The 19,594-nt window shown below is 69.5% G+C and carries 19 protein-coding genes; 9 read left to right on the top strand and 10 right to left on the bottom strand.

Annotation, left to right across the window (positions count from 1 at the left end; all coding sequences use genetic code 11):
- Entirely contained in the window at window positions 1–1,023 is a 1,023-nt protein-coding gene (gene hemE, locus GLO27_RS13545; RefSeq protein WP_029267869.1) for a uroporphyrinogen decarboxylase, read from the bottom strand.
- An 87-nt stretch (window positions 1,024–1,110) separates the two neighbouring features.
- Between hemE and GLO27_RS13540 the strand changes: the two genes are divergently transcribed.
- Genes GLO27_RS13540 through GLO27_RS13530 form a run of 3 tightly spaced genes read left to right on the top strand, consistent with a single transcriptional unit; the run spans window position 1,111 to window position 3,432 of the window.
- On the top strand, window positions 1,111–2,406 hold the full coding sequence (locus GLO27_RS13540; RefSeq protein ID WP_167255342.1) for a glutamyl-tRNA reductase: 1,296 nt from the start codon (window positions 1,111–1,113) through the stop codon (window positions 2,404–2,406).
- 31 nt (window positions 2,407–2,437) lie between these two features.
- The gene (locus tag GLO27_RS13535) at window positions 2,438–3,010 is read left to right on the top strand and encodes an HhH-GPD-type base excision DNA repair protein (RefSeq protein WP_021198259.1); all 573 of its coding nucleotides are present in this window, start codon (window positions 2,438–2,440) and stop codon (window positions 3,008–3,010) included.
- The gene (locus tag GLO27_RS13530; RefSeq protein ID WP_021198258.1) at window positions 3,007–3,432 is read left to right on the top strand and encodes a DUF1801 domain-containing protein; all 426 of its coding nucleotides are present in this window, start codon (window positions 3,007–3,009) and stop codon (window positions 3,430–3,432) included. The genes GLO27_RS13535 and GLO27_RS13530 overlap by 4 nt, the downstream gene beginning before the upstream one ends.
- A gap of 129 nt (window positions 3,433–3,561) precedes the next feature.
- On the opposite strand, the gene GLO27_RS13525 is transcribed toward GLO27_RS13530, so the two are convergent.
- Window positions 3,562–4,710 (bottom strand): epoxide hydrolase family protein, encoded by a 1,149-nt coding sequence (locus tag GLO27_RS13525; protein ID WP_167255340.1) that lies wholly within the window; start codon window positions 4,708–4,710, stop codon window positions 3,562–3,564.
- Between the two features lie 68 nt (window positions 4,711–4,778).
- Between GLO27_RS13525 and GLO27_RS13520 the strand changes: the two genes are divergently transcribed.
- Window positions 4,779–5,738 (top strand): WYL domain-containing protein, encoded by a 960-nt coding sequence (locus GLO27_RS13520; protein WP_167255338.1) that lies wholly within the window; start codon window positions 4,779–4,781, stop codon window positions 5,736–5,738.
- Window positions 5,739–5,787: 49 nt separating this feature from the next.
- On the opposite strand, the gene GLO27_RS13515 is transcribed toward GLO27_RS13520, so the two are convergent.
- Window positions 5,788–7,173, bottom strand: a complete 1,386-nt coding sequence (locus GLO27_RS13515) for a glycine--tRNA ligase (RefSeq protein WP_029258549.1) — start codon at window positions 7,171–7,173, stop codon at window positions 5,788–5,790.
- Window positions 7,174–7,288: 115 nt separating this feature from the next.
- Between GLO27_RS13515 and GLO27_RS13510 the strand changes: the two genes are divergently transcribed.
- A complete protein-coding gene (locus GLO27_RS13510) occupies window positions 7,289–8,758 on the top strand; it encodes an oligopeptide:H+ symporter (protein WP_167255336.1) in 1,470 nt (489 codons plus the stop codon).
- 40 nt (window positions 8,759–8,798) lie between these two features.
- Here the strand turns inward: GLO27_RS13510 and GLO27_RS13505 are convergent, their stop codons facing one another.
- Window positions 8,799–9,488: a GNAT family N-acetyltransferase gene (locus tag GLO27_RS13505; RefSeq protein WP_029258551.1), complete on the bottom strand. Its 690-nt coding sequence runs from the start codon at window positions 9,486–9,488 to the stop codon at window positions 8,799–8,801.
- A gap of 100 nt (window positions 9,489–9,588) precedes the next feature.
- On the opposite strand from GLO27_RS13505, the gene GLO27_RS13500 reads away from it, so the two are divergent.
- Window positions 9,589–11,028, top strand: coding sequence for an MFS transporter (locus GLO27_RS13500; protein ID WP_167255334.1), 1,440 nt, complete (start codon window positions 9,589–9,591; stop codon window positions 11,026–11,028).
- An 18-nt stretch (window positions 11,029–11,046) separates the two neighbouring features.
- Here the strand turns inward: GLO27_RS13500 and GLO27_RS13495 are convergent, their stop codons facing one another.
- The 5 genes from GLO27_RS13495 to GLO27_RS13475 all read right to left on the bottom strand — a co-directional run bounded on the left by GLO27_RS13495 (window position 11,047) and on the right by GLO27_RS13475 (window position 16,378).
- Complete coding sequence (locus tag GLO27_RS13495; RefSeq protein ID WP_167255332.1) at window positions 11,047–11,448, bottom strand: hypothetical protein; 402 nt, start codon at window positions 11,446–11,448, stop codon at window positions 11,047–11,049.
- A 29-nt stretch (window positions 11,449–11,477) separates the two neighbouring features.
- Window positions 11,478–12,443, bottom strand: a complete 966-nt coding sequence (locus GLO27_RS13490; protein WP_167255330.1) for a serine hydrolase — start codon at window positions 12,441–12,443, stop codon at window positions 11,478–11,480.
- A gap of 110 nt (window positions 12,444–12,553) precedes the next feature.
- The gene (locus GLO27_RS13485; protein ID WP_167255328.1) at window positions 12,554–14,518 is read right to left on the bottom strand and encodes a M13-type metalloendopeptidase; all 1,965 of its coding nucleotides are present in this window, start codon (window positions 14,516–14,518) and stop codon (window positions 12,554–12,556) included.
- A gap of 10 nt (window positions 14,519–14,528) precedes the next feature.
- Window positions 14,529–15,677 (bottom strand): HAMP domain-containing sensor histidine kinase, encoded by a 1,149-nt coding sequence (locus GLO27_RS13480; RefSeq protein WP_167256181.1) that lies wholly within the window; start codon window positions 15,675–15,677, stop codon window positions 14,529–14,531.
- A 2-nt stretch (window positions 15,678–15,679) separates the two neighbouring features.
- Window positions 15,680–16,378, bottom strand: a complete 699-nt coding sequence (locus GLO27_RS13475) for a response regulator transcription factor (RefSeq protein WP_167255326.1) — start codon at window positions 16,376–16,378, stop codon at window positions 15,680–15,682.
- Window positions 16,379–16,545: 167 nt separating this feature from the next.
- Here GLO27_RS13475 and GLO27_RS13470 point away from each other — a divergent pair, with 167 nt between their 5' ends.
- Together GLO27_RS13470 and GLO27_RS13465 are read left to right on the top strand one after the other, a co-directional pair.
- Window positions 16,546–17,001 (top strand): DM13 domain-containing protein, encoded by a 456-nt coding sequence (locus GLO27_RS13470; protein WP_167255324.1) that lies wholly within the window; start codon window positions 16,546–16,548, stop codon window positions 16,999–17,001.
- A complete protein-coding gene (locus GLO27_RS13465) occupies window positions 16,998–17,495 on the top strand; it encodes a DoxX family membrane protein (protein WP_167255322.1) in 498 nt (165 codons plus the stop codon). Before GLO27_RS13470 ends, GLO27_RS13465 begins: the two co-directional genes overlap by 4 nt.
- Window positions 17,496–17,566: 71 nt before the next feature.
- Here GLO27_RS13465 and GLO27_RS13460 read toward each other — a convergent pair whose 3' ends face one another.
- Window positions 17,567–18,118, bottom strand: a complete 552-nt coding sequence (locus GLO27_RS13460) for a DUF1992 domain-containing protein (protein ID WP_021198244.1) — start codon at window positions 18,116–18,118, stop codon at window positions 17,567–17,569.
- A gap of 106 nt (window positions 18,119–18,224) precedes the next feature.
- On the opposite strand from GLO27_RS13460, the gene GLO27_RS13455 reads away from it, so the two are divergent.
- The gene (locus tag GLO27_RS13455) at window positions 18,225–19,547 is read left to right on the top strand and encodes an MATE family efflux transporter (protein WP_021198243.1); all 1,323 of its coding nucleotides are present in this window, start codon (window positions 18,225–18,227) and stop codon (window positions 19,545–19,547) included.
- The last annotated feature ends 47 nt before the right edge of the window (window positions 19,548–19,594 follow it).

Below are 19,594 nucleotides of genomic sequence, written 5' to 3'. Positions count from 1 at the left end.
TCAGATCGTGTGCGCCAGCTCGACGATGCGGGTGAGCTGGTCGGGATCGGTCTCCGGAGGAACGCCGTGGCCGAGGTTGAGGATGTGGGCTCGCGCCGCACGGCCGCGCTCGACGACGTCGCGCACGTGGGCCTCGAGCACCGGCCACGGGGCTGCGAGGAGCGCCGGGTCGATGTTGCCCTGCACCGTGACATCCGGTCCGAGGATCGCGGCCGCTTCGTCGAGCGGCTGGCGCCAGTCGACTCCCACCCCGTCGGCCGCACCGTCGAGGCGCATATCGGCGAGGAACGGGCCGGTGCCGACGCCGAAGTGGATCGTCGGCAGACCGATGCCTGCAAGCGCCGCGTGCGAATGCGGGGCGACGAAGGCGCGGTAGTCGGCGGTGCTGAGGGATCCTGCCCAGCTGTCGAAGAGCTGGACGACCGAGGCTCCGGCGTCGCGCTGCGTCTCGAGGAAGCGGCGAGAGACCTTGGCCAGCCAGCCAGCCAGACGGTTCCACGAGTCCGGGTCGGAGTGCATCATGGCCCTGGCCCGCAGGTGCTCCTTGGAGGGACCGCCCTCGACGAGATAGGCCGCGAGCGTGAAGGGCGCGCCCGCGAACCCGATCAGCGGGGTGTCGCCCAGTTCCGCCGTGACGAGACGGACCGCTTCGGCGATGGCCGTGCCGTCCAGGTCGTCCGGGTCGATCGCGGTGATGCGCTCGACGTCGGCTGCCGTACGCACCGGGTTCGCGAACACCGGGCCGCGACCGGGCTCGATCTCGACATCGACGCCGGCGAGGCGCAGCGGGATCACGATGTCGCTGAAGAACACGGCCGCATCGACCCCGTGGCGACGCACCGGCTGCAGAGTGATCTCGGCGGCGAGGTCAGGGGTGAGGCAGGCATCGAGCATCCTGGTTCCGACGCGCAGCTCGCGGTACTCGGGCAACGACCGGCCGGCCTGTCGCATGAACCACACCGGAGGGTGGGCAGGACGGTCGCCGGCGAGGGCGCGCAGGAGCGGGGCGTCGGAGAGGGCCATGCGTCCATCCTCCCATCCGCGCCTTATGGAGCCGCCGAGTTCGAAGGGTCGGACCCTCGCCCGCAGACGCTCCGGTACAATCGATCTGTGCTGCTGTGTGTGACGGCGAGTCACAAGACCGCCTCCTTCGAATTGCTCGAACGCCTGAGCCGCACCCCCGACGACGTCGCTCCCACCATCGTGGGCATGACGCCGTGCGTGCAGGGTGCGGTCGTCCTGGCGACGTGCAACCGGTTCGAGGCGTACGTGGAAATGGACGAACCGGTCACCGCCGCCGGCGCCATCGGCGTCGAGGCCGTGATCGAGGCGGTCGAGTCCGCGACCGGCATCTCCGCCGCCGACCTCGACGGCGCCTACACCGTGCACTCGGGTCGACGCGTTGCCGAGCACCTCTTCTCCGTCGCCTCCGGCCTCGAATCCGTCGTCTCCGGCGAGGGCGAGATCGCCGGCCAGGTGCGCCGCGCCCTCAAGTCCGCCCGCAAGGACGGCACCACCTCGCCCGAGCTCGAGCGCCTCTTCCAGCGCGCCAGCCAGGCACAACGCAAGGTCAAGAACGTCACCGCCCTCGGTCGTGCCGGCCGCTCGCTCGTGCGCCTCGCGCTCGAACTCGCCGACAGCCGCATCGCCGACTGGTCCGCCGAGCGCGTGCTTCTGGTCGGCACCGGCGCCTACGCCGCGGTCACTCTCGCCACGCTCCGCGAGCGCGGCGCCGTGAACATCTCGGTGTACTCGCCCTCCGGCCGCGCCGAGGTCTTCGCCGCGAAGCACGGCATCCGTCCGATCACCGCCGACGAGTACGCCCGTACCGCCGCACACTCGAGCCTGCTCATCACCTGTACCACGGCCACGGAGCCCGTGCTCGGCCCCGAGCATCTGCAGCTGCCGACAGGTCCCGCCGCAGCAGGCTGCCCCGTCGGCGCGCACAGCCAGCTCGTGGTCGACCTCGGCATGCCGCGCAACGTCGACCCGGCCATCGCTGCCCTCGAAGGGGTCGCACTGCTCGACCTCGAGACCATCCGCCTGCACGCACCTCTCGAAGAGCTGCAGGCGACGGATGCCGCTCGCAGCGTCGTCCGCGAAGCCGCAGAGACCTTCCATGTCGTGGGCGCGCGTCAGAGCGTGACCCCGTCGGTCGTGGCCTTCCGCTCGCACATCTTCGAGCTGCTCGAACGCGAGATCGATCGTGCCCGGGCGCGCGGCGACGAGGACGGCAAGGTCGAACAGGCCCTGCGTCACCTCTCCGGCGTGCTGCTGCACACTCCGACCGTGCGCGCTCACGAGCTCGCCGCCGCGGGTCGTGCCGACGAGTTCACCGCAGCACTGGCCGCGCTCTACGGCATCGCACCCGAGGCTGAGTCGTCGGAGGACGCCGCCACCGCCTGACAGGCGCACGCGTGGGTGGGACACTGGAGGCATGGCCCTTCACATCACCGGAGACACCGCCGCCGACGAGCTGCTGACCGACAATCCGCTCGCCCTCCTCGTGGGGATGCTGCTCGACCAGCAGGTTCCGATGGAGACCGCGTTCGCCGGTCCGCTCAAGATCGAGCAGCGCACCGGAGCAGCCGACGCCGCGACGATCGCTGGCATGGCACCGGACGAGTTCCTCGAGGCGTTCAAGCAGACTCCGGCCGTGCACCGTTTCCCCGGGTCCATGGCGACACGCGTGCAGACACTGTGCCAGACCCTCGTCGACGACTGGGACGGCGACGCCGCCACGCTGTGGACCGAAGGGGACCCGTCGGGGCCCGAGGTGCTGAAGCGACTGAAAGCCCTTCCCGGCTTCGGCGAGCAGAAGGCCAAGATCTTCCTCGCCCTCCTCGGCAAGCAGTACGGCTTCACGGGCGAGGGGTGGCGTGAGGCCTCCGCTCCCTATGGTGAGGACGGGTCGTACCGCAGCGTCGCCGACATCGTCTCGCCGGACTCGCTCGCGAAGGTGCGCGAGCACAAGAAGGCCATGAAGGCCGCGGCGAAGGCCTCGAAGTGAAACCCACGGGGGACGACGTCGCAGGGCTCATCGCCCGCTCCTCCCCCGCGGTCCGCCGCCGGGACGCCGAGACCCTGACCGCGCTCATGCAGGAGATCACCGGACGCGAACCGCAGACCTGGGGCACGATCATCGGGTTCGGATCCTGCCACTACCGCTACCCCACCGGCACCGAGGGCGACAGCGGACTGCTCGGCTTCGCCCCGCGCAAGGCCGCCACCACGATCTACCTGTTCGACGGCGTCGCCGCGCACAGCGAGGCCCTCGCGAAGCTCGGCCCGCACACCACCGGCGTTGGCTGCCTCTACATCAAGGACCTCGAGCAGATCGACCTCGACGTGCTGCGTGGCATCCTGGAGCGCTCACTCGCCTGGGTCGAGGCCGGCGGCACCCCCGAGGTGCAGCTCACCGTCACGGGCTGAGTCGCGTCGCGAGCATGCTCGCAGGGTTCGAGGTTCGAGACCCATGCTGCGCGCCGAGACCCATCCGCAGCAGCGTCTGCGCGGATGGGTCTCGGCGAGGAGCGTGGGTCTGGCCCGACGTGACAGGAGTCAGGCCTGAGCGGCGAAGAAGGTGCGGATGTCGCCGGCGAGCAGGTCGGGGCGCTCCAGAGCGGCGAAGTGCCCGCCCTCGTCGAAGCGGCTCCAGTGCACGATGTTGGAGTTGTCGCGTTCGGCGAAGACCCGGATCGTCTGGAAGTCGTCGGCGAAGACCGCGACTCCGGTGCGCGCGGCGTTGATGCGCGGCTCGGCGCCTTCGGCCGCGGCGTCGGCCCTGGCGTTCTCCAGGTAGCTGCGGCTCATGCCGGATGCCGCGTTCGCGAACCAGTTCACGCTGACCTCGAGCAGGATCTTCTCCAGCGGTACGAGGGAGGTGCCGTTGCCGAACGAGTTGAACAGCTCGCTGTAAGCCAGCAGCCCGACCGGGGAGTCGCTGATCCCCACCGACACGGTCTGCGGGCGCGAGGAGTTCATCGCGTTGTACCCGCCGACCGACTGGAACCACTGCATGTGCTCGAGGCCGGCGTAGTCCGCGGGCTCCAGCCTCTCGAACTCCGCCGGGTCACCGGAGGGGAACGAGAACAGCTGCAGCACGTGCAGTCCGAGGAAACCCTCCGGGTTCAGCAGTCCCAGCTCGCGCGCCACCATGGCGCCGTTGTCCGAGCCGTGGATGCCGTAGCTGTCGTAGCCGAGCCCGCGCATCAGCCGGTCGTAGGCCTGGGCGACCCGGGCGGTCGTCCACCCCGCAGAGGCGAGCGGCTGCGAGAAGCCGTACCCCGGCGCATCCGGGATGACGACGTCGAACGCGTCTTCCGCGCGGCCGCCGTGCGCCACCGGGTCGACGAGACGGTCGATCACGTCGAGGTAGTCGATCGCCGAACCGGGGTAGGTGTGCGCGAGCAGCAGCGGCGTCGCGCTCTCGTGAGCCGACCGCACGTGGATGAAGTGGATCGTCTGGCCGTCGATCTCGGTGGTGAAGTGCGGGACGGCGTTGATCCGCTCCTGAGCAGCGGCCCAGTCGAAGTCGCGCCAGGCGGCGATGGCCTCGCGCAGGTAGGAGTTGGGGGTGCCGGCGTCCCAGTCATCCGTCGGCGACGGCTGCGGAAGACGGGTGCGGGCGAGGCGATCCTGGAGATCGGCGACCTCGGCGGCGGGGACCGAGACGGTGAAGGGGCGGAACGTGAGCGTCGTGTTTTCCATATCTCGAAGGTACGAGGGCATTAGGTTGGATCCGTTCCTAATGGATGAAGAACTTTCGAGGAGCTCTCATGGCCGATCCCACCGCGCGGCTGCTGGCCCTGCTCGCCCTGCTGCAGACCGGCCCCGGCCGCTCCGGAACCGAGCTCGCCGCCCGGCTCGGCGTCTCCTCGCGCACCGTGCGGCACGACATCGAGCGGCTGCGCGACCTCGGATACCCGGTCGACGCCACGCGCGGATCGGTCGGCGGATACCGTCTCGGGGCCGGTGGCAGCCTCCCTCCGCTGCTCCTCGACGACGAGGAAGCCGTGGCTGTCACGATCGGACTCCGCGCTGCAGCGGGCATCGCCGGGGTGGCGGAGTCGGGGGCCAGGGCTCTCGCCAAGCTCGAACAGGTGCTGCCCTCGCACCTGCGCCCCACGGTGGATGCGCTGCGCTCGAGCGTCGACCGCGCCCCGGAGAACAACGACACCGACGCACCGGACCCCGAGGTCGACGCCGCGTCGCTGCAGGCCATCGCGAGCGCGATCCGCAACGAGGAATGGCTGCGCTTCGACTACGAGGGCGCGCCCGTGCTGGTCGAGCCGTATCGGCTGCTCACCTGGGTGCGCCGCTGGTATCTGGTCGCCCGCAACCCCGCGACCGACGAGTGGGGCACGTACCGTGTCGACTGGATGGAGCTGCGGATGCCGACCTATCGCCGCTTCGATCCCCAGCCGCTGCCCGGCGGCGACTACACGGCGTTCGCGATGCGGACCATCGCCGTGAGCGGGTGGATCGTGCACGCCCGGCTGCGCATCGATGCGCCGGCCGCGGCGGTGCTCGATCGGATCCACGCCGCAGTCGGGGTGGTCGAGCCGGTCGACGACGAGCACTGCATCCTCGTCACTGGTGCGGACAGCCTCGACACCGTCGCCGCCTACATCGGCATGCTGATGATGGACTTCACGGTCGAGAGCCCGCCCGAGCTGATCCCCCGCCTGCAGCTGCTCTCCGAGCGCTACGCACGCGCGGTGGCCGGGAGCACATGAAAGACCCCGCCGGCCTGCATGAGGCCGACGGGGTCCGGATGCCGGGTGCTCAGGCGCCGCGCAGGCGCTCGGCCAGGTACGCGTGCAGCTCGTCGATCGAGACCCGTTCCTGCGCCATGGTGTCGCGGTCGCGCACGGTGACGGCACGGTCGTCGAGGGAGTCGAAGTCGACCGTGACGCAGAACGGGGTGCCGATCTCATCCTGACGACGGTAGCGGCGACCGATCGCACCGGCGTCGTCGAAGTCGACAGCCCACGAGCTGCGGAGCGTGTCGGCGACCTCGCGCGCGAGCGGCGACAGGTTCTCGTTGCGGCTCAGCGGCAGCACGGCGGCCTTGACCGGAGCCAGGCGCGGGTCGAGCTTGAGCACGGTGCGCACATCGGTGCCGCCCTTGGCGTTGGGCACCTGCTCCTCACGGTAGGCGTCGACGAGGAACGCCATCATCGCGCGCGTGAGGCCGAAGGACGGCTCGATCACGTAGGGGGTGTAACGCTCGCCCGTTGCCTGGTCGAAGTACGTCAGGCTCTGGCCGGACGCCTCGCTGTGGCTGGAGAGGTCGTAGTCGGTGCGGTTCGCGACGCCCATGAGCTCGCCCCACTCCTTGCCCGCGAAGCCGAACTTGTACTCGACGTCGATCGTGCCGGCGGAGTAGTGCGCGCGATCGTCCTCCGGCACGTCGAACTGACGCATGTTCTCGGGGTCGATGCCGAGATCGATGAACCAGTTCCAGCAGGCCTCGACCCAGTGCTCGAACCACTCCTGCGCTTCGGCCGGCGGCGTGAAGAACTCGATCTCCATCTGCTCGAACTCGCGAGTGCGGAAGATGAAGTTTCCGGGCGTGATCTCGTTGCGGAACGCCTTGCCGACCTGGCCGATGCCGAACGGCGGCTTCTTGCGGCTCGCGGTGAGCACGTTCGAGAAGTTCACGAAGATGCCCTGCGCAGTCTCGGGGCGCAGGTAGTAGAGACCCGACTCGTCGTCGACGACGCCGAGGTAGGTCTTGACCAGACCGGAGAATGCCTTGGGCTCGGTGTACTGCCCCTTGGTGCCGCAGTTCGGGCAGGGGATGTCGGCGAGACCGTTCTCGGCCTTCCGACCCTTGCGCGCCTCGAAGTCCTCGATGAGGTTATCGGCGCGGAAGCGCTTGTGGCACTGCAGGCACTCGACCAGCGGGTCGGTGAAGGTCGCGACGTGACCCGACGCCTCCCACACGCGCTTGGGCAGGATGATGCTGGAGTCGAGGCCGACCATGTCGCCACGACCGCGCACGAACGTCTGCCACCACTGCCGGCGGATGTTCTCCTTGAGCTCCGTACCGAGGGGGCCGTAGTCCCAGGCCGACCGGGAACCGCCGTAGATCTCACCCGCTTGGAACACGAACCCGCGGTGGCGGGCGAGGGCGATGACCTTGTCGAGGCGGGACTGTTCGGCCATGGTGGCTCCAATGGTCGGATGCGGGAGGAAACCCGTGAACACGGGCACCTCATTCTATCCGTGGTTCCCGCGCGCTCCCTGGCCCCGGCGGCTGCGCCGGAGTAGCGTCCTGGGGATGAGCACTGCAGCGCGAACACCGCGGACCCGCGACGACGACACCCGGTTCTTCGGGCAACCGTGGGCCCTGGTGCACATCTTCGGCGTGGAGATGTGGGAGCGCTTCAGCTTCTACGGCATGCAGGGCATCCTGCTCATCTACCTGTACTTCTCGCTGACCGAAGGCGGCCTCGGCATCCCCAAGGCGATCGCGGGCGGCATCGTGGGCGCGTACGGAGGATCGGTCTACCTCTCGACGATCCTGGGCGCGTGGCTCGCGGATCGCCTGTTCGGCGCGGAGCGGGTGCTGTTCGTCAGCGCGATGGTGATCGTGGCGGGACACCTCGCCCTCGCCCTGCTCCCCGGAGCGGTGGGTGTCGGCGTCGGCCTGGTGCTCGTCGCACTCGGCTCCGGTGGACTCAAGGCCAATGCGACGTCGGTCGTGGGCAGTCTCTACAGCGCTGACGACCCGCGACGGGACGCCGGGTTCTCGCTGTTCTACCTCGGCATCAACCTCGGCGCCTTCCTGGGTCCGATCCTCACCGGCATCCTGCAGTCCTCGCTCGGCTTCCACTACGGCTTCGGACTCGCGGCCATCGGGATGACGCTGGGACTCATCCAGTACGCGTTCGGCCGCACGTCGCTGCCCGCCTCGGCGCGGGAGGTGCCGAACCCGCTCCCGAAGTCCCGCTACTTCCTGGTCGGGCTCATCGCCGGTGGCGCGGTCGTACTCGTCGCCGTCCTGGTGCTGACCGGCGTGATCCGGCCCGACAACCTCGCCACCCTCGTGATCGGCGTCACGATCGTCGCCGCCGTCGCCTACTTCTCGGTGATCCTCGGCAGCCGTCGCATCGACGCCACCGAACGCTCCCGGGTGTGGGCGTTCCTGCCGCTGTTCATCACGAGCGTCGCATTCTGGTCGCTGTACCAGCAGCAGTTCACCGTGCTGACGATCTACTCCGACCAGCGCCTGGACCGGAATCTCTTCGGATGGGAGATGCCCGTGTCGTGGGTGCAGTCCATCAATCCGGTGTTCATCATCATCCTGTCCGGCGTCTTCGCGGCGATCTGGACCAAGCTCGGGAAGCGACAGCCCTCGACCCCGGTCAAGTTCGCGCTGGCCGCGATCATCATGGGATCGGCGTTCCTGCTCTTCCTGCCGTTCGCCGGCGGAGGAGCGAACTCCACGCCGCTGCTCGCGATCGTCGGGATCCTCTTCGTGTTCACCGTGGCCGAGCTGCTCATCTCGCCGGTCGGCCTGTCGGCGGCGACCAAGCTCGCGCCGACCGTGTTCCGCACGCAGATGGTCGCGCTGTTCTTCCTGTCGATCGCGCTGGGCACAGCGATCTCCGGCTGGCTCGTGCAGTTCTACGACCCGGAGAACGAGGTGCCCTTCTTCTCGATCCTCGGCGGCATCGCCATCGTGGTCGGCATCGGGCTGCTGCTCAGCGTGAAGCCCGTGCTGAAGCTCATGCGCGGGGTGCGCTGAGCGCTCCGCGTCCGCAGATCACGCGGTGAAACGGATCCTCTCAGGCCGTGAAGAGGTAGCCGCGCGCGGTGTCGTACCCGGCGATCCGGAGGCCGCTGCCGAGCAGACCCTCCATCTGCGCACGCAGGCGCAGGCGCCACTCGTGAGCGGCCGCAGGATCGGAGACGCGCAGCGCCTCGATGTCGGCCGGGATCTCGAGGGTCTCCACGACCGTGTCGTCGGCCGGAGGCTTGGCGATGTCGGCGAGCGCCCACTCGACATCGAGGCGGTCGCTCTCATCGCCCGCGTCGCCGCCGCCGAAGATGCCGTAGCGGTTGACCGAGTAGCCGGTCGCGCGTGCGCCGAGCACGGTGAAGAAGAAGTGCGCGTTGCGTGCCACGAGCGGATCGAACACCCACGTGATGCGGCCGACGTCGCGGGAGAACGCCCACTGGCGCTGGTGCTCCTTGAGCTCGCGACCCCAACCGCGACCGCGGTATTCGGGGAGCAGGGCGGTGATGTGCGAGTGCATCGCACGGCGCGCGGGCTCGCCGAAGAAGGCGATGGAGGCGCCCACCATGCGCTCGTCGTCGCCCTCACCGTCGAAGAAGCCGACGACGTAGTTGCCCGACTGCTGCAGGGCACGCAGGGTTCCGGCATCCACCACGCGCTGCGGACCCCGGATGGAGTCGAGCAGGCCCTGCGCGTCGAGGATGAGTTCAACGGTGTCGAGATCACGGATGGTTCGCACGCACCCAGTCTGCCCCTCCTCGGCCCGTTCGAGGAATCGGAGCCGCGGATCGCATCCGCTGATCGACCCCGCACCGCTCGATCGCCGATAGCCTGAGCCGGTGGGTGCGAGTGACGACAGGGCCAGGAAGCGGCTCTCCCGCACCCCTCCCAAGTGGGCGATCGTCGCCGTGCTCGCCTTCGCGGGTCTCTGCTCGTCGTTCATGTTCACGCTGGTCGTGCCGCTGCAGGCCGAGCTGCCGCAACTGCTGAACGCCTCGCGCGAGGACACGACCTGGGTCGTCACGATCACCCTGCTCGTCGCCGCGGTCGCCACCCCCATCTCGGGCCGACTCGGAGACATGTACGGCAAGCGCCGCGTCGTGATCGCGCTCCTCGCGATCCTGATCCTCGGTTCCGTGATCGCCGCGGTCTCCGGTTCGATCGTCGGCGTGATCATCGGCCGGGCTCTGCAAGGCGCAGTCACGGGCGTCGTGCCGCTCGGCATCGCGATCATGCGCGACGTGCTGCCACCCGAGCGCCTCGGCACCGCCGTGGCCCTCATGAGCGCGACGATGGGCGTCGGTGGGGCGATCGGCATGCCCGTGGCCGCCCTCCTCGCCCAGAACGCCGACTGGCACATGCTCTTCTGGCTCGCGGCCGCCCTCGGTGCCGTCGGCCTCACGCTGGTGATCGCGGTGATCCCCGAGGACGTGCTGCGCTCCCCCGGCCGACTCGACGTGATCGGCGCCATCGGCCTCGCGATCGGCCTCACCGGCATCCTTCTCTTCGTCTCGCGGGGCGCGCAGTGGGGCTGGACCTCACCACTGACGCTCACGTGCATCATCGGCGGACTCGCGGTGCTCCTGGTGTGGGGCTGGTACCAGCTGCGCACCACGGACCCTCTGCTCGATCTCCGCGTCGCCGCGCGGCCGGCGGTGCTGTTCACCAACATCGCCGCGATCGGCATGGGTTTCGCGCTCTTCGCCTCGAACGTGACGTTCCCGCAGATGCTCGAAGCGCCGGCCACCGGTGGCGGCTTCGGCCTCGACATGGTCGCCGCATCACTCGTGATCATGCCGGCAGGCCTGGTGATGATGGTGATCTCGCCGCTCTCGGGCTGGCTCGAGCGCACGGTCGGTCCGCGCCCGCTGTTCACGGTCGGCGCCACCGCGATCGTGCTCGCCTACGTGTTCGTGCTGCTGTGGTCGAGCGAGGTGTGGCACGTCCTCATCGCGAACCTGCTGATCGGCGTCGGGATCGGCTTCACGTTCGCCGCGATGCCGATGATCATCATGCGTTCCGTCCCGGCCAACGAGACCGGAGCGTCGAACGGGCTGAACGCGCTGTTCCGGTCGATCGGAACGTCGGGAGCCTCAGCCGTGATGGGTGGCGTCCTGGCCGCGATGAGCATGGACATCGACGGTGTCGCCGTTCCCACCAGGGCCGCGTTCGAGGTGTGCTTCTGGCTCGCGATCGCCGCGGGGGCGATCGCCGTGGTGCTGTCGCTCTTCATCCCGAGGCAGCGCGCAGCGGAGCAGCATCCGTCACTGCCCGACTGAGCCCGTCAGCGATCCACCTCAGCGCGCGATCGTGCGCGGATCCGGGTCGTCCTCGCGCGGTGGGCGCAGCCGGTCCGGGATCGGCCACGACAGGATGAACTGCGTGGTCGCTGGACGGGTCATATCGCCGAAGTCGTCGATCTTCACCACGATCCGTCCCGGGGCGTCGTGCTCGTCGGGAGTCACCTCGAGGATGCGCACCCGCAGCGGGCGCTCGTCCTCGCCGTCCAGCATCCACGGGTCGGCGAGCCAGGCGATGCCGTGCTGTTCGAGAGCAGCCTCCGCATCGAGCCACTCCGCGGGAGCGGAGACGGGTCGCCCGAGAACGTCGACGGGCACCCACTCGTCTCCATCGGGGTGGATCCATCCGAGCAGCTCGCCGTCGTCACGGCGGTGCGGGGTCCAGTCAGATCGCGGCATCCCTCGATGCTAGCGAGGGGACCCCTGGGTCAGTGCGTGTATTCCATGAGCTCGACGCCGAGCACCCGGAAGGCGTCGTGCGCACGCAGGCGATGCGTGATCGAGAGGTCGTCGAAGCACACGATGAGCGAGTAGGCGACCCCGGCGCGAGGACCGGCGAGCACACCTGCCTCGGCGCGCACTCCGCGATCGCGACCGGTCTTGTTCACGAACAGGAGGCCGTGCGCATCGTGATCGTGCGCGAACGGGTCGAGACCCGTGGAGGCTGCGACCAGGCTCAGATCCTGGTTGAGGCTCAGCCATTCCGACACCTGCGCGCTGACGGCGGCGTCGACCACCTGCGAGTTCACCAGAGCGGAGAAGAGCCCGGCGAGCTCCCGCGCGGATCCCACGGCGACCTGCGGGGCGTCGTCGGGCCCGCGGCGGTCGCGGAAGCGGTCGAGCAGCGCGGTGCGACGCAGCCCGAGCGATTCGATGCGCTCGCGCACCCGATCGTGTCCGACCCGCTGCAGCAGCGCGTTCACCGCGATGGGATCTCCCGCGGTCGCCGCCATCACGGCGAGGTCTTCGAGGGGCAGCGCCGGCGCATGCAGATGACGCCACAGTCCCGAGGTCTCCACCGCCTCGACACTCTCGCGCTCGACGATCTCGAACGGATCGAGAGCACCGCTCTGGAAGCCCGCAGCGACCTCGATCAGGAGCGGCACCACGCCGAGGCCCGCGATCGGCATCGTGACGTGGTCGTCGCCGGCAAGCACGTGCACGTGGTTGTCGAGGTCGACGACGTGTACCGAGACCTGCGCACCGGCATCGACCAGCCCCTCCAGCGAGCGGAGGGTGGCCGTGAACGACCGGCGTCCGGCGGCGGCTCGTCGCGGGAGTCGACGGCTGGTGCGCTGGGAGCGGCGACCCGCGCCGGATGCCTCCGGGGCGCCGTCGAGGGACTCGGGGGCCGAGGAGTTGCGGAAGCCTTCACCAGGCTCGAGAGCGCCCACGCTGATCCTTAGGGGGGTGGATGTGCGGGATACCGAGGGGAGACGCTCCCCAGCGGCAGGGCTATCGTAACCCCACCGCCGGGGGATGCTTCACAGAGTGCGACGATTGGTCACCAGATGGTCACTCGCGATGCCGCGGGCAGCCAGAGGGCGTCGGTCTCGCTCACTCCGAACGCCTCGTAGAAGGCGTCGATGTTGCGCACGATCTGGTTGCAGCGGAACTCGTTCGGCGAGTGCGGGTCGATCGTCAGCAGGCGCAGCGTCTCGGCATCCCGGCTCTTCTGCTGCCACACCTGCGCCCACGACAGCAGCAGGCGCTGCACGCCCGTGTACCCGTCGATGACCGGGGCCTCCGCGCCGTCCAACGACAGCTCGTAGGCCTTCAACGCGATGCCGAGTCCGCCGAGGTCGCCGATGTTCTCGCCGATCGTGAGCGCGCCGTTCACGTGGTGCTCGGCATCCAGCCCCTCGGGGACGAGCGCGTCGTACTGCGCGATCAGGGCCTTCGTGCGTTCCTCGAAAGCCGAGCGGTCGGCATCCGTCCACCAGTCCTGCAACCGGCCGTCGCCGTCGTAGCGGCTGCCCTGGTCGTCGAATCCGTGGCCGATCTCGTGACCGATGACCGCCCCGATGCCCCCGTAGTTCGCGGCGGCGTCGCGACCGGCATCGAAGAACGGGTATTGCAGGATCGCTGCGGGGAACACGATCTCGTTCATCGACGGGTTGTAGTACGCGTTGACCATCTGCGGCGGCATGTGCCACTCGGTGCGGTCGATGGGCTTGCCGACCTTGTCGACGTTGCGGTCGTGCTCGAAGATCGATGCGCGACGCACGTTGCCGAACAGGTCGGCCCGATCGATCTCGAGGCTCGAGTAGTCGCGCCACACCTCGGGGTGTCCGATCTTCGGGGTGAACGAGTCGAGCTTGGCGAGCGCGCGCTCCCGGGTCTCGGCCGTCATCCACGCGAGCTCGGTGATGCTCTGGCGATACGCCTCGATGAGGTGCGCGACCAGCTCGTCCATCGCGGCCTTCGCCGTCGGCGGGTAGTGCCGCTCGACGTAGACCTTGCCGATCGCCTCGCCGAGCGCGCCCTCGGTGAGCGAGACGCCGCGCTTCCAGCGCTCGCGCATGGTGGGTACGCCGGTGAGCTCGGTGCCGTAGAACGAGAAGTTCTCCTGCACGAGATCATCGGTCAGGTACGGAGCCGCCGCGTGCACGACCTTGGCACGCAGCCACGCCTTCCAGTCGTCGAGGCGCTCGGGCGTCAGGAGCGAGCCGAGCCCCTCGAAGAAGCTGGGCTGCGAGACCACGACCTCATCGAAGGCCGCCGGGTTCGACGGCGAGACCGCCTCGCGCCACGGGGTCAGGTCCACCCCGGCGAGAGCCTGCAGTTCGTCCCACGTCTTGAAGTTGTAGGTGGCCACCGCGTCACGGCTGCGCACGTTGTCCCAGTGGTGCCCGGCGAGCTCGGTCTCGAGCGCGATCGCACGGTCGGCGTTCGTCGCGGCGTCGGCGACGCCGGCCAGGCCGAGCAGCCGCTCGAGGTGTGCACGGTAGGCGGTCCGGGTGGCGGCGAACGTGTCGAGGCGGAAGTAGCTCTCGTCCGGCAGCGACAGACCCGCCTGCACGAGCACCGGAAGGTAGCGCTCGGGGTTGCCCGGGTCGCCGTCGACGTACAGGCCGATGACCGATGCACGGCCGTCGCGGTCGTAGGCGCCGACGGTGCGCAGGAACGAGGGGATGCCGTCGATCGCGTCGATCTCGGCGAGGGTCTCGGCCAGCGGCGTCACCCCGGCGGCATCGATGCGCTCGGTGTCCATGAAGCTCGCGAACAGATCGCCGATCTTGCGGGCGAGGGTCCCTTCCTCGGCGTCCTGCGACTCCTCGATGATCGCGCGCACGTCTTTCTCCGCCTGCTCGGCGAGGAGGTGGAACGAGCCCCAGCGCGCCTTGTCGCCCGGGATCTCGGTGCGGGCGAGCCACGCCCCGTTCACGTGACGATAGAGGTCGTCCTGCGGGCGGATGTCGGAGCTGAACTCATCAAGGGCGAGGCCCACGGGAAGAACGTCAGTCATGCGCTCCAGCCTATGACCCGCCTCCCCCGAACGGCAGGAGCACGTTCATGCAGAACCCCTCGTCGGTCCGCTCGGCGAAGACCTCTCCGCCGTGCGCACGCGCCAGGCCGCGCGCGATCGACAGGCCGAGACCGGCCCCGGAAGCCACGCCGTCCTGGTCGATCGGGGCCGTGCGGGCCGCGTCCTCGCGCCAGCCGACGTCGAACATGCGGTCGAGATCCTCCACCGCGACACCCGCGCCGTGATCGAGGATGCCGAGCACGAGGCGGTTCCGCTCGACCTCGGTGGCCGAGATGACGATGTCCGTACCGCGCGGCGCATGCCGGATCGCGTTGGTCAGCAGGTTGACGACGATCCGTCCGAGCTGATGCGGGTCCGCCCAGAGCACGTGACCGCCCACGCCGCGCTCGACGATGCGCACGCCGTGGCGATCTGCGGCGGCCGCGACGTCGGCGACCGCATCCGAGACCACGTCGAGCAGCTCGACCTGCTGGGTCTGCAGCTGCACGGCTCCCGAGGTCAGCGTCGACAGCTCGAACAGGTCGTCCACCATGCGGCTCATCGTCTCCACCTGCACCCGCACCTGCCCGGCGAAGCGCTCCGGAGCATCGGCCGCGCCGTCTTCGATCGACTCGGCGAGCGCACGGACCGCCGTCAGGGGCGTGCGCAGATCGTGCGAGATCCAGGCGAAGAACCGCCGTCGCGCCGAGTCCAGCCGCTCCAGCTCGGCATTCGCGGCATCCACCTTCGCCGACACCTCGGCGAGCCGTACCGACAGATCGTCCAGCTCGCGCGATCCTCCCTGCTCGGCGACGATCACGCCTCCGCGGCCCACCTCGTCGAGCGATGCCGACAGACGATCGAACGACGACCGCATCGCCCTGGCCACCACCCAGGCAGTCGTGATCCCGAGCACAAGGGACACCCCGATCACCACGAGGAGCACGGTCAGGTCGTGCGTCGAGATGTACATCTCCAGCGAGATCGCGACGACCGAGGCCGCCATCGTGACGACCCCCGCGCTCGCGACCAGCATCAACTGCGCGCGGACAGAGCGACGGCGCAGCACTCGCAGCACGGCGAGCGTGAGCGCCGCGACGCAGACCGCCACGAGCAGGCACGTCATCACGATCAGCAGCACATCGGCCCCGGCGAGCATGATCACGAGTGATCCCCCTCTGCCGAGAAACGGTATCCGACGCCCCACTCCGTGCGCAGGTGGACGGGGTCTCGCGGATCCGCCTCGATCTTCTCCCGCAGCCGGCGCACGTGCACGGTGACCGTCGAGGCCTCGCCGAAGCTCCAGCCCCAGGCTTCGCGGAGGATCTCCTCGCGACCGAGCGGGCGCCCCTCGTTGCGCACCAGGAAGTGCAGCAGGTCGTACTCACGACCGGTGAGGGCGATCTCCTCGCCGCGCACCCACACGCGCCGACGGAGCGGATCGATCGCGAACACGCCGGCACGCACCTCGCCGACCGCGGCCTGCGTCACCTGCGAGCGCCGTACCAGCGCACCGACGCGCATGAGCAGCTCCCGCAGCGAGAACGGCTTCGCGAGATAGTCGTCGACGCCGAACTCGAAGCCCTCGATGCGGTCCTCCACCTGTCCGAGAGCGGTGAGAAGCATGATGGGCACGTCGGAGAACGAGCGCAGATCACGGCACAGCTCATCACCGCTGATGCCCGGGAGCATCCGGTCGACGATCACCACGTCCGGGATGCTCCCGCGCAGCGCGGTCCGCGCCGAGACACCGTCGCCGAAGCTGGAGACCGCGTAGCCGTGGGCGCGCAGATAGGCGCCCACCGCCTCCCTGACCGTGGGGTCGTCTTCGACCACGACGACCTCGGCTGGCTCCTGCATGGGGTCGACACTAGTCGCGCGATGCACACCCCCGGCCGGTTCCTTACAGTCTTGAAAGGTCTTCTCCACCGGCGTCTGCGCGTTCGTAGCGTTCATCGAAGTGCGATCCGCCGCGGCATCCGTCGCTCCGGGCACAGAGTCGCACACACAGTGAACTGGAGAATCTCATGCGCAAGATCGCTCTCGCCGCCACCGCGGCCCTCACCCTCGCCCTGGCCCTGTCGGCGTGCAGCTCGCCGGCTGCGACGGAAGACGCCAAGCCCTCGTCTTCGGCGTCGCAGAGCGCCGACTCCGGCACCTCGTCCACGAAGATGGACATGGCCGAGAAGACGGGCACCTTCGCGGGCCTGAACGACAAGAAGGTGTCGGGCACCGTCACCGTGACCGACGACGAGATCGCCCTGTCCGGCTTCTCGTCAGATGAAGGCCCCGATCTGCACGTCTACCTCACGAACGGCACCGATGAGGCCGCCGTCTCTGCGGGCATGCTCGTGGATGCCGTCTCGTTCGACACCACCACCCAGACCTTCACGCTCGACGGCGTCGACACCTCGGAGTACTCCTACGTCGTGATCCACTGCGACAAGGCGAAGGCCGTGTTCGGAGCAGCCGAGCTCTCATGATCGGATCGCGACCCGCAGGCGTCCTCACCCTCTCGCTGCTCGGCGCCGGGGCCAGGGTGGCGGTCGGGGTGCTCTGGCTGATCGAGGGCATCCTGAAGTACCGGGCCGGATTCGGAGCGGCCGACATCGAGCTGGTGGCGCAGAGCACGGAGGGGAACCCTCGGGTGCCGTGGTTCTTCGAGCCGCTCGCGTCGTTCATGGGCATGGCGCCCGGTGTGTTCGGCGTGGTGATGCCCGCTCTCGAGGTCGCTCTCGGCGTGCTGCTGGTCGCAGGATTCCTGACCAGGATCGCGGCTTTCCTGTCGATCGGCACGCTCATGCTCTATTGGAGCGCGGATCAGCTGATCGCCCAGTACCCGGCGATGGTCGTGCTCTCCGCAGTCGTGCTCCTCCTCACCGTCTCCGGACGATTCGGGATGGACGGATGGCTGCGCGCTCGTCGGCGCGAAGCGACCGAAGCGACTGCTGCGACTTCCGGTCTGTGGGAGGCCTGAAGCGTCGGCAGAGCCCGACCGTTCAAACGGGGACGCGGGTGCGGCCGGGTGGGGGCCCGGTCGCATCCGTATCAGCCGCGGCGTCGCAGGGAGAAGCGGCGGCGTCGCGGCTGCTCGGCGGGCGCGGCCTTCGGGCGCGCCGCCCGACGCTCGGCCCAGGCGGCCACCTCGGCGTCGACGTCACGCGGCGAGGTGACCACGGGCGGGCCGCCCTGCAGCTGGCGGCGCGCTTCCCGCACTCGCCGATTGAAGTCCTCGAGGACGTCGCGCACATCGGACTCGCGCCCCAGCAGGTCGAGCTGATCGTCCAGCTCCCGATCCTCGGTGCGCAGCAGGATCGCCGGCGGACCGAGACCCGTGAGGTTCTCGGTCTCGATCTTGCGACGGATCCACCAGTCCGGGTCGTGATGGGTGCCGAGTCCTTCGAGAGGCTTGCCCGCACCGGGAAGGTCGTCGAACTCCCCCCGGCGGATCGCCACCTGGATGGCCGTCTCGATGAATGCGGCACGATCGACCGCCGCGGCGATCCCGGGCGGCGTGCCCGACTCCTCGTCGCCGTCCACGCTCTCGCCGTGCTGTCTGCTCGCGAGATATCGTGCGGCCGCTTCTCTGGGATCCGTCATGATGCACCTCCGTGGCATCCGAGCTCCCCTCCACCCTACGACGACCGCCACCGCCCGGATCGGGCCCGCAGCCGGTGAGGTCGGCCCCAGGTCATAGGCTCGGAGGATGACCGCGCGCGCCTCCCTCAATCGAGAGATCCTGCGGCTCGCCGTCCCCGCGCTCGGCGCACTGATCGCGGAGCCCGCCTTCCTGATCGTGGATGCCGCGCTCGTCGGGCATCTCGGGACCACTCCGCTCGCCGGGCTCGGCATCGCGGGGGCTGTACTCCAGACGATCGTCGGACTGATGGTGTTCCTGGCCTACTCGACGACCCCGGCGGTCGCTCGCCGCTTCGGGGCGGGACAGCCCGGCGAGGCCGTCTCCGTCGGCGTCAACGGCATGTGGCTGGCGCTCGGGCTCGGCGCCGTGCTCGCGGTGATCGGCGCCGTGTCCTCCCCCTGGTTGGTCTCGCTGTTCGGGGCGAGCGAAGCCGTTTCCGCGCAGGCGAACGAGTACCTCGTGATCTCGATGTGGGGCTTGCCGGCGATGCTCATCGTGTTCGCCGCGACCGGTCTGCTGCGCGGCATGCAGGACACGATGACGCCGCTGTGGATCGCGGGGCTCGGATTCGGGGCCAACGCCCTGCTCAACTGGCTGTTCATCTACGGACTCGGCTGGGGCATCGCGGGTTCTGCGGCGGGCACCGTGACCGCGCAGTGGGGAATGGTCGCCGCCTACGTGCTGGTGGTGCGCCGCCTCGCCACCCGGCACAGCGCCTCGCTGCGCGCACAGGGCGCAGGCATGCGCAACACCGCGACGTCGGGCGGCTGGCTGTTCCTGCGCACCGTGAGCCTGCGCGTCGCACTGCTCGCGACCGTCGGCGTCGCCACCGGCATCGGCACCGACGAGCTGGCCGGGTGGCAGATCGTCTTCACGATCTTCTCCGCGGCCGCCTTCGCCCTCGATGCACTCGCGATCGCGGCCCAGGCCCTCATCGGCAAGGAGCTCGGAGCCGGGGACGAGCAGCAGGTGCACCGTGTGCTGGCCCGCACCGTCGCGTGGGGCGCCTGGTTCGGCGTGGCCGTCGGCGGGCTGATCGCCGCGCTCTCGGGCGTGCTCGGCATCGTCTTCACCGGATCGGCGGAGATCGCAGCGCTCGTGCAGCCGGCACTGCTCGTGCTCGCCGTGGCCCAGCCGATCGCCGGCGTCGTCTTCGTGCTCGACGGCGTGCTGATGGGCGCGAACGACGCCCGATACCTGGCGATCGCCGGTGGTCTGAACCTGGTGCCGTTCCTGCCCGCGCTCTGGATCGTCGCCGCCACCGGGGTCGATGGCACCGCCGGTCTCGTCTGGCTCGCGGTCGCCTTCTTCGGCGTCTACCTGCTCGCACGCCTCGGCACCCTGGGGTGGCGGGTGCGGTCCGGTCGCTGGCTTTCGGCCACTGTCTGACGCCGCCGCCGCGTCCGGCTGTTCCTGCACGGACATCGACGATCGCG

The organism is Microbacterium sp. Be9, from assembly GCF_011754135.1.
In the GTDB taxonomy this organism is placed as follows: domain Bacteria; phylum Actinomycetota; class Actinomycetes; order Actinomycetales; family Microbacteriaceae; genus Microbacterium; species Microbacterium maritypicum_A.
Note: the sequence above shows the minus strand (reverse complement) of the source record. Positions and strands in the feature narration are given on the sequence as shown.

What these genes read in the sequence shown, in the direction of transcription:
- GLO27_RS13520 (WP_167255338.1), top strand. Translation starts at nt 4,779, where the DNA reads ATGGCCGATCCCACCGCGCGGCTGCTGGCCCTGCTCGCCCTGCTGCAG.
- GLO27_RS13480 (WP_167256181.1), bottom strand. Translation starts at nt 15,677, where the DNA reads ATGCTCGCCGGGGCCGATGTGCTGCTGATCGTGATGACGTGCCTGCTC.
- GLO27_RS13485 (WP_167255328.1), bottom strand. Translation starts at nt 14,518, where the DNA reads ATGACTGACGTTCTTCCCGTGGGCCTCGCCCTTGATGAGTTCAGCTCC.
- GLO27_RS13460 (WP_021198244.1), bottom strand. Translation starts at nt 18,118, where the DNA reads ATGACGGATCCCAGAGAAGCGGCCGCACGATATCTCGCGAGCAGACAG.
- GLO27_RS13510 (WP_167255336.1), top strand. Translation starts at nt 7,289, where the DNA reads ATGAGCACTGCAGCGCGAACACCGCGGACCCGCGACGACGACACCCGG.
- GLO27_RS13515 (WP_029258549.1), bottom strand. Translation starts at nt 7,173, where the DNA reads ATGGCCGAACAGTCCCGCCTCGACAAGGTCATCGCCCTCGCCCGCCAC.
- hemE (WP_029267869.1), bottom strand. Translation starts at nt 1,023, where the DNA reads ATGGCCCTCTCCGACGCCCCGCTCCTGCGCGCCCTCGCCGGCGACCGT.
- GLO27_RS13455 (WP_021198243.1), top strand. Translation starts at nt 18,225, where the DNA reads ATGACCGCGCGCGCCTCCCTCAATCGAGAGATCCTGCGGCTCGCCGTC.
- GLO27_RS13470 (WP_167255324.1), top strand. Translation starts at nt 16,546, where the DNA reads ATGCGCAAGATCGCTCTCGCCGCCACCGCGGCCCTCACCCTCGCCCTG.
- GLO27_RS13465 (WP_167255322.1), top strand. Translation starts at nt 16,998, where the DNA reads ATGATCGGATCGCGACCCGCAGGCGTCCTCACCCTCTCGCTGCTCGGC.
- GLO27_RS13535 (WP_021198259.1), top strand. Translation starts at nt 2,438, where the DNA reads ATGGCCCTTCACATCACCGGAGACACCGCCGCCGACGAGCTGCTGACC.
- GLO27_RS13495 (WP_167255332.1), bottom strand. Translation starts at nt 11,448, where the DNA reads ATGCCGCGATCTGACTGGACCCCGCACCGCCGTGACGACGGCGAGCTG.
- GLO27_RS13525 (WP_167255340.1), bottom strand. Translation starts at nt 4,710, where the DNA reads ATGGAAAACACGACGCTCACGTTCCGCCCCTTCACCGTCTCGGTCCCC.
- GLO27_RS13475 (WP_167255326.1), bottom strand. Translation starts at nt 16,378, where the DNA reads ATGCAGGAGCCAGCCGAGGTCGTCGTGGTCGAAGACGACCCCACGGTC.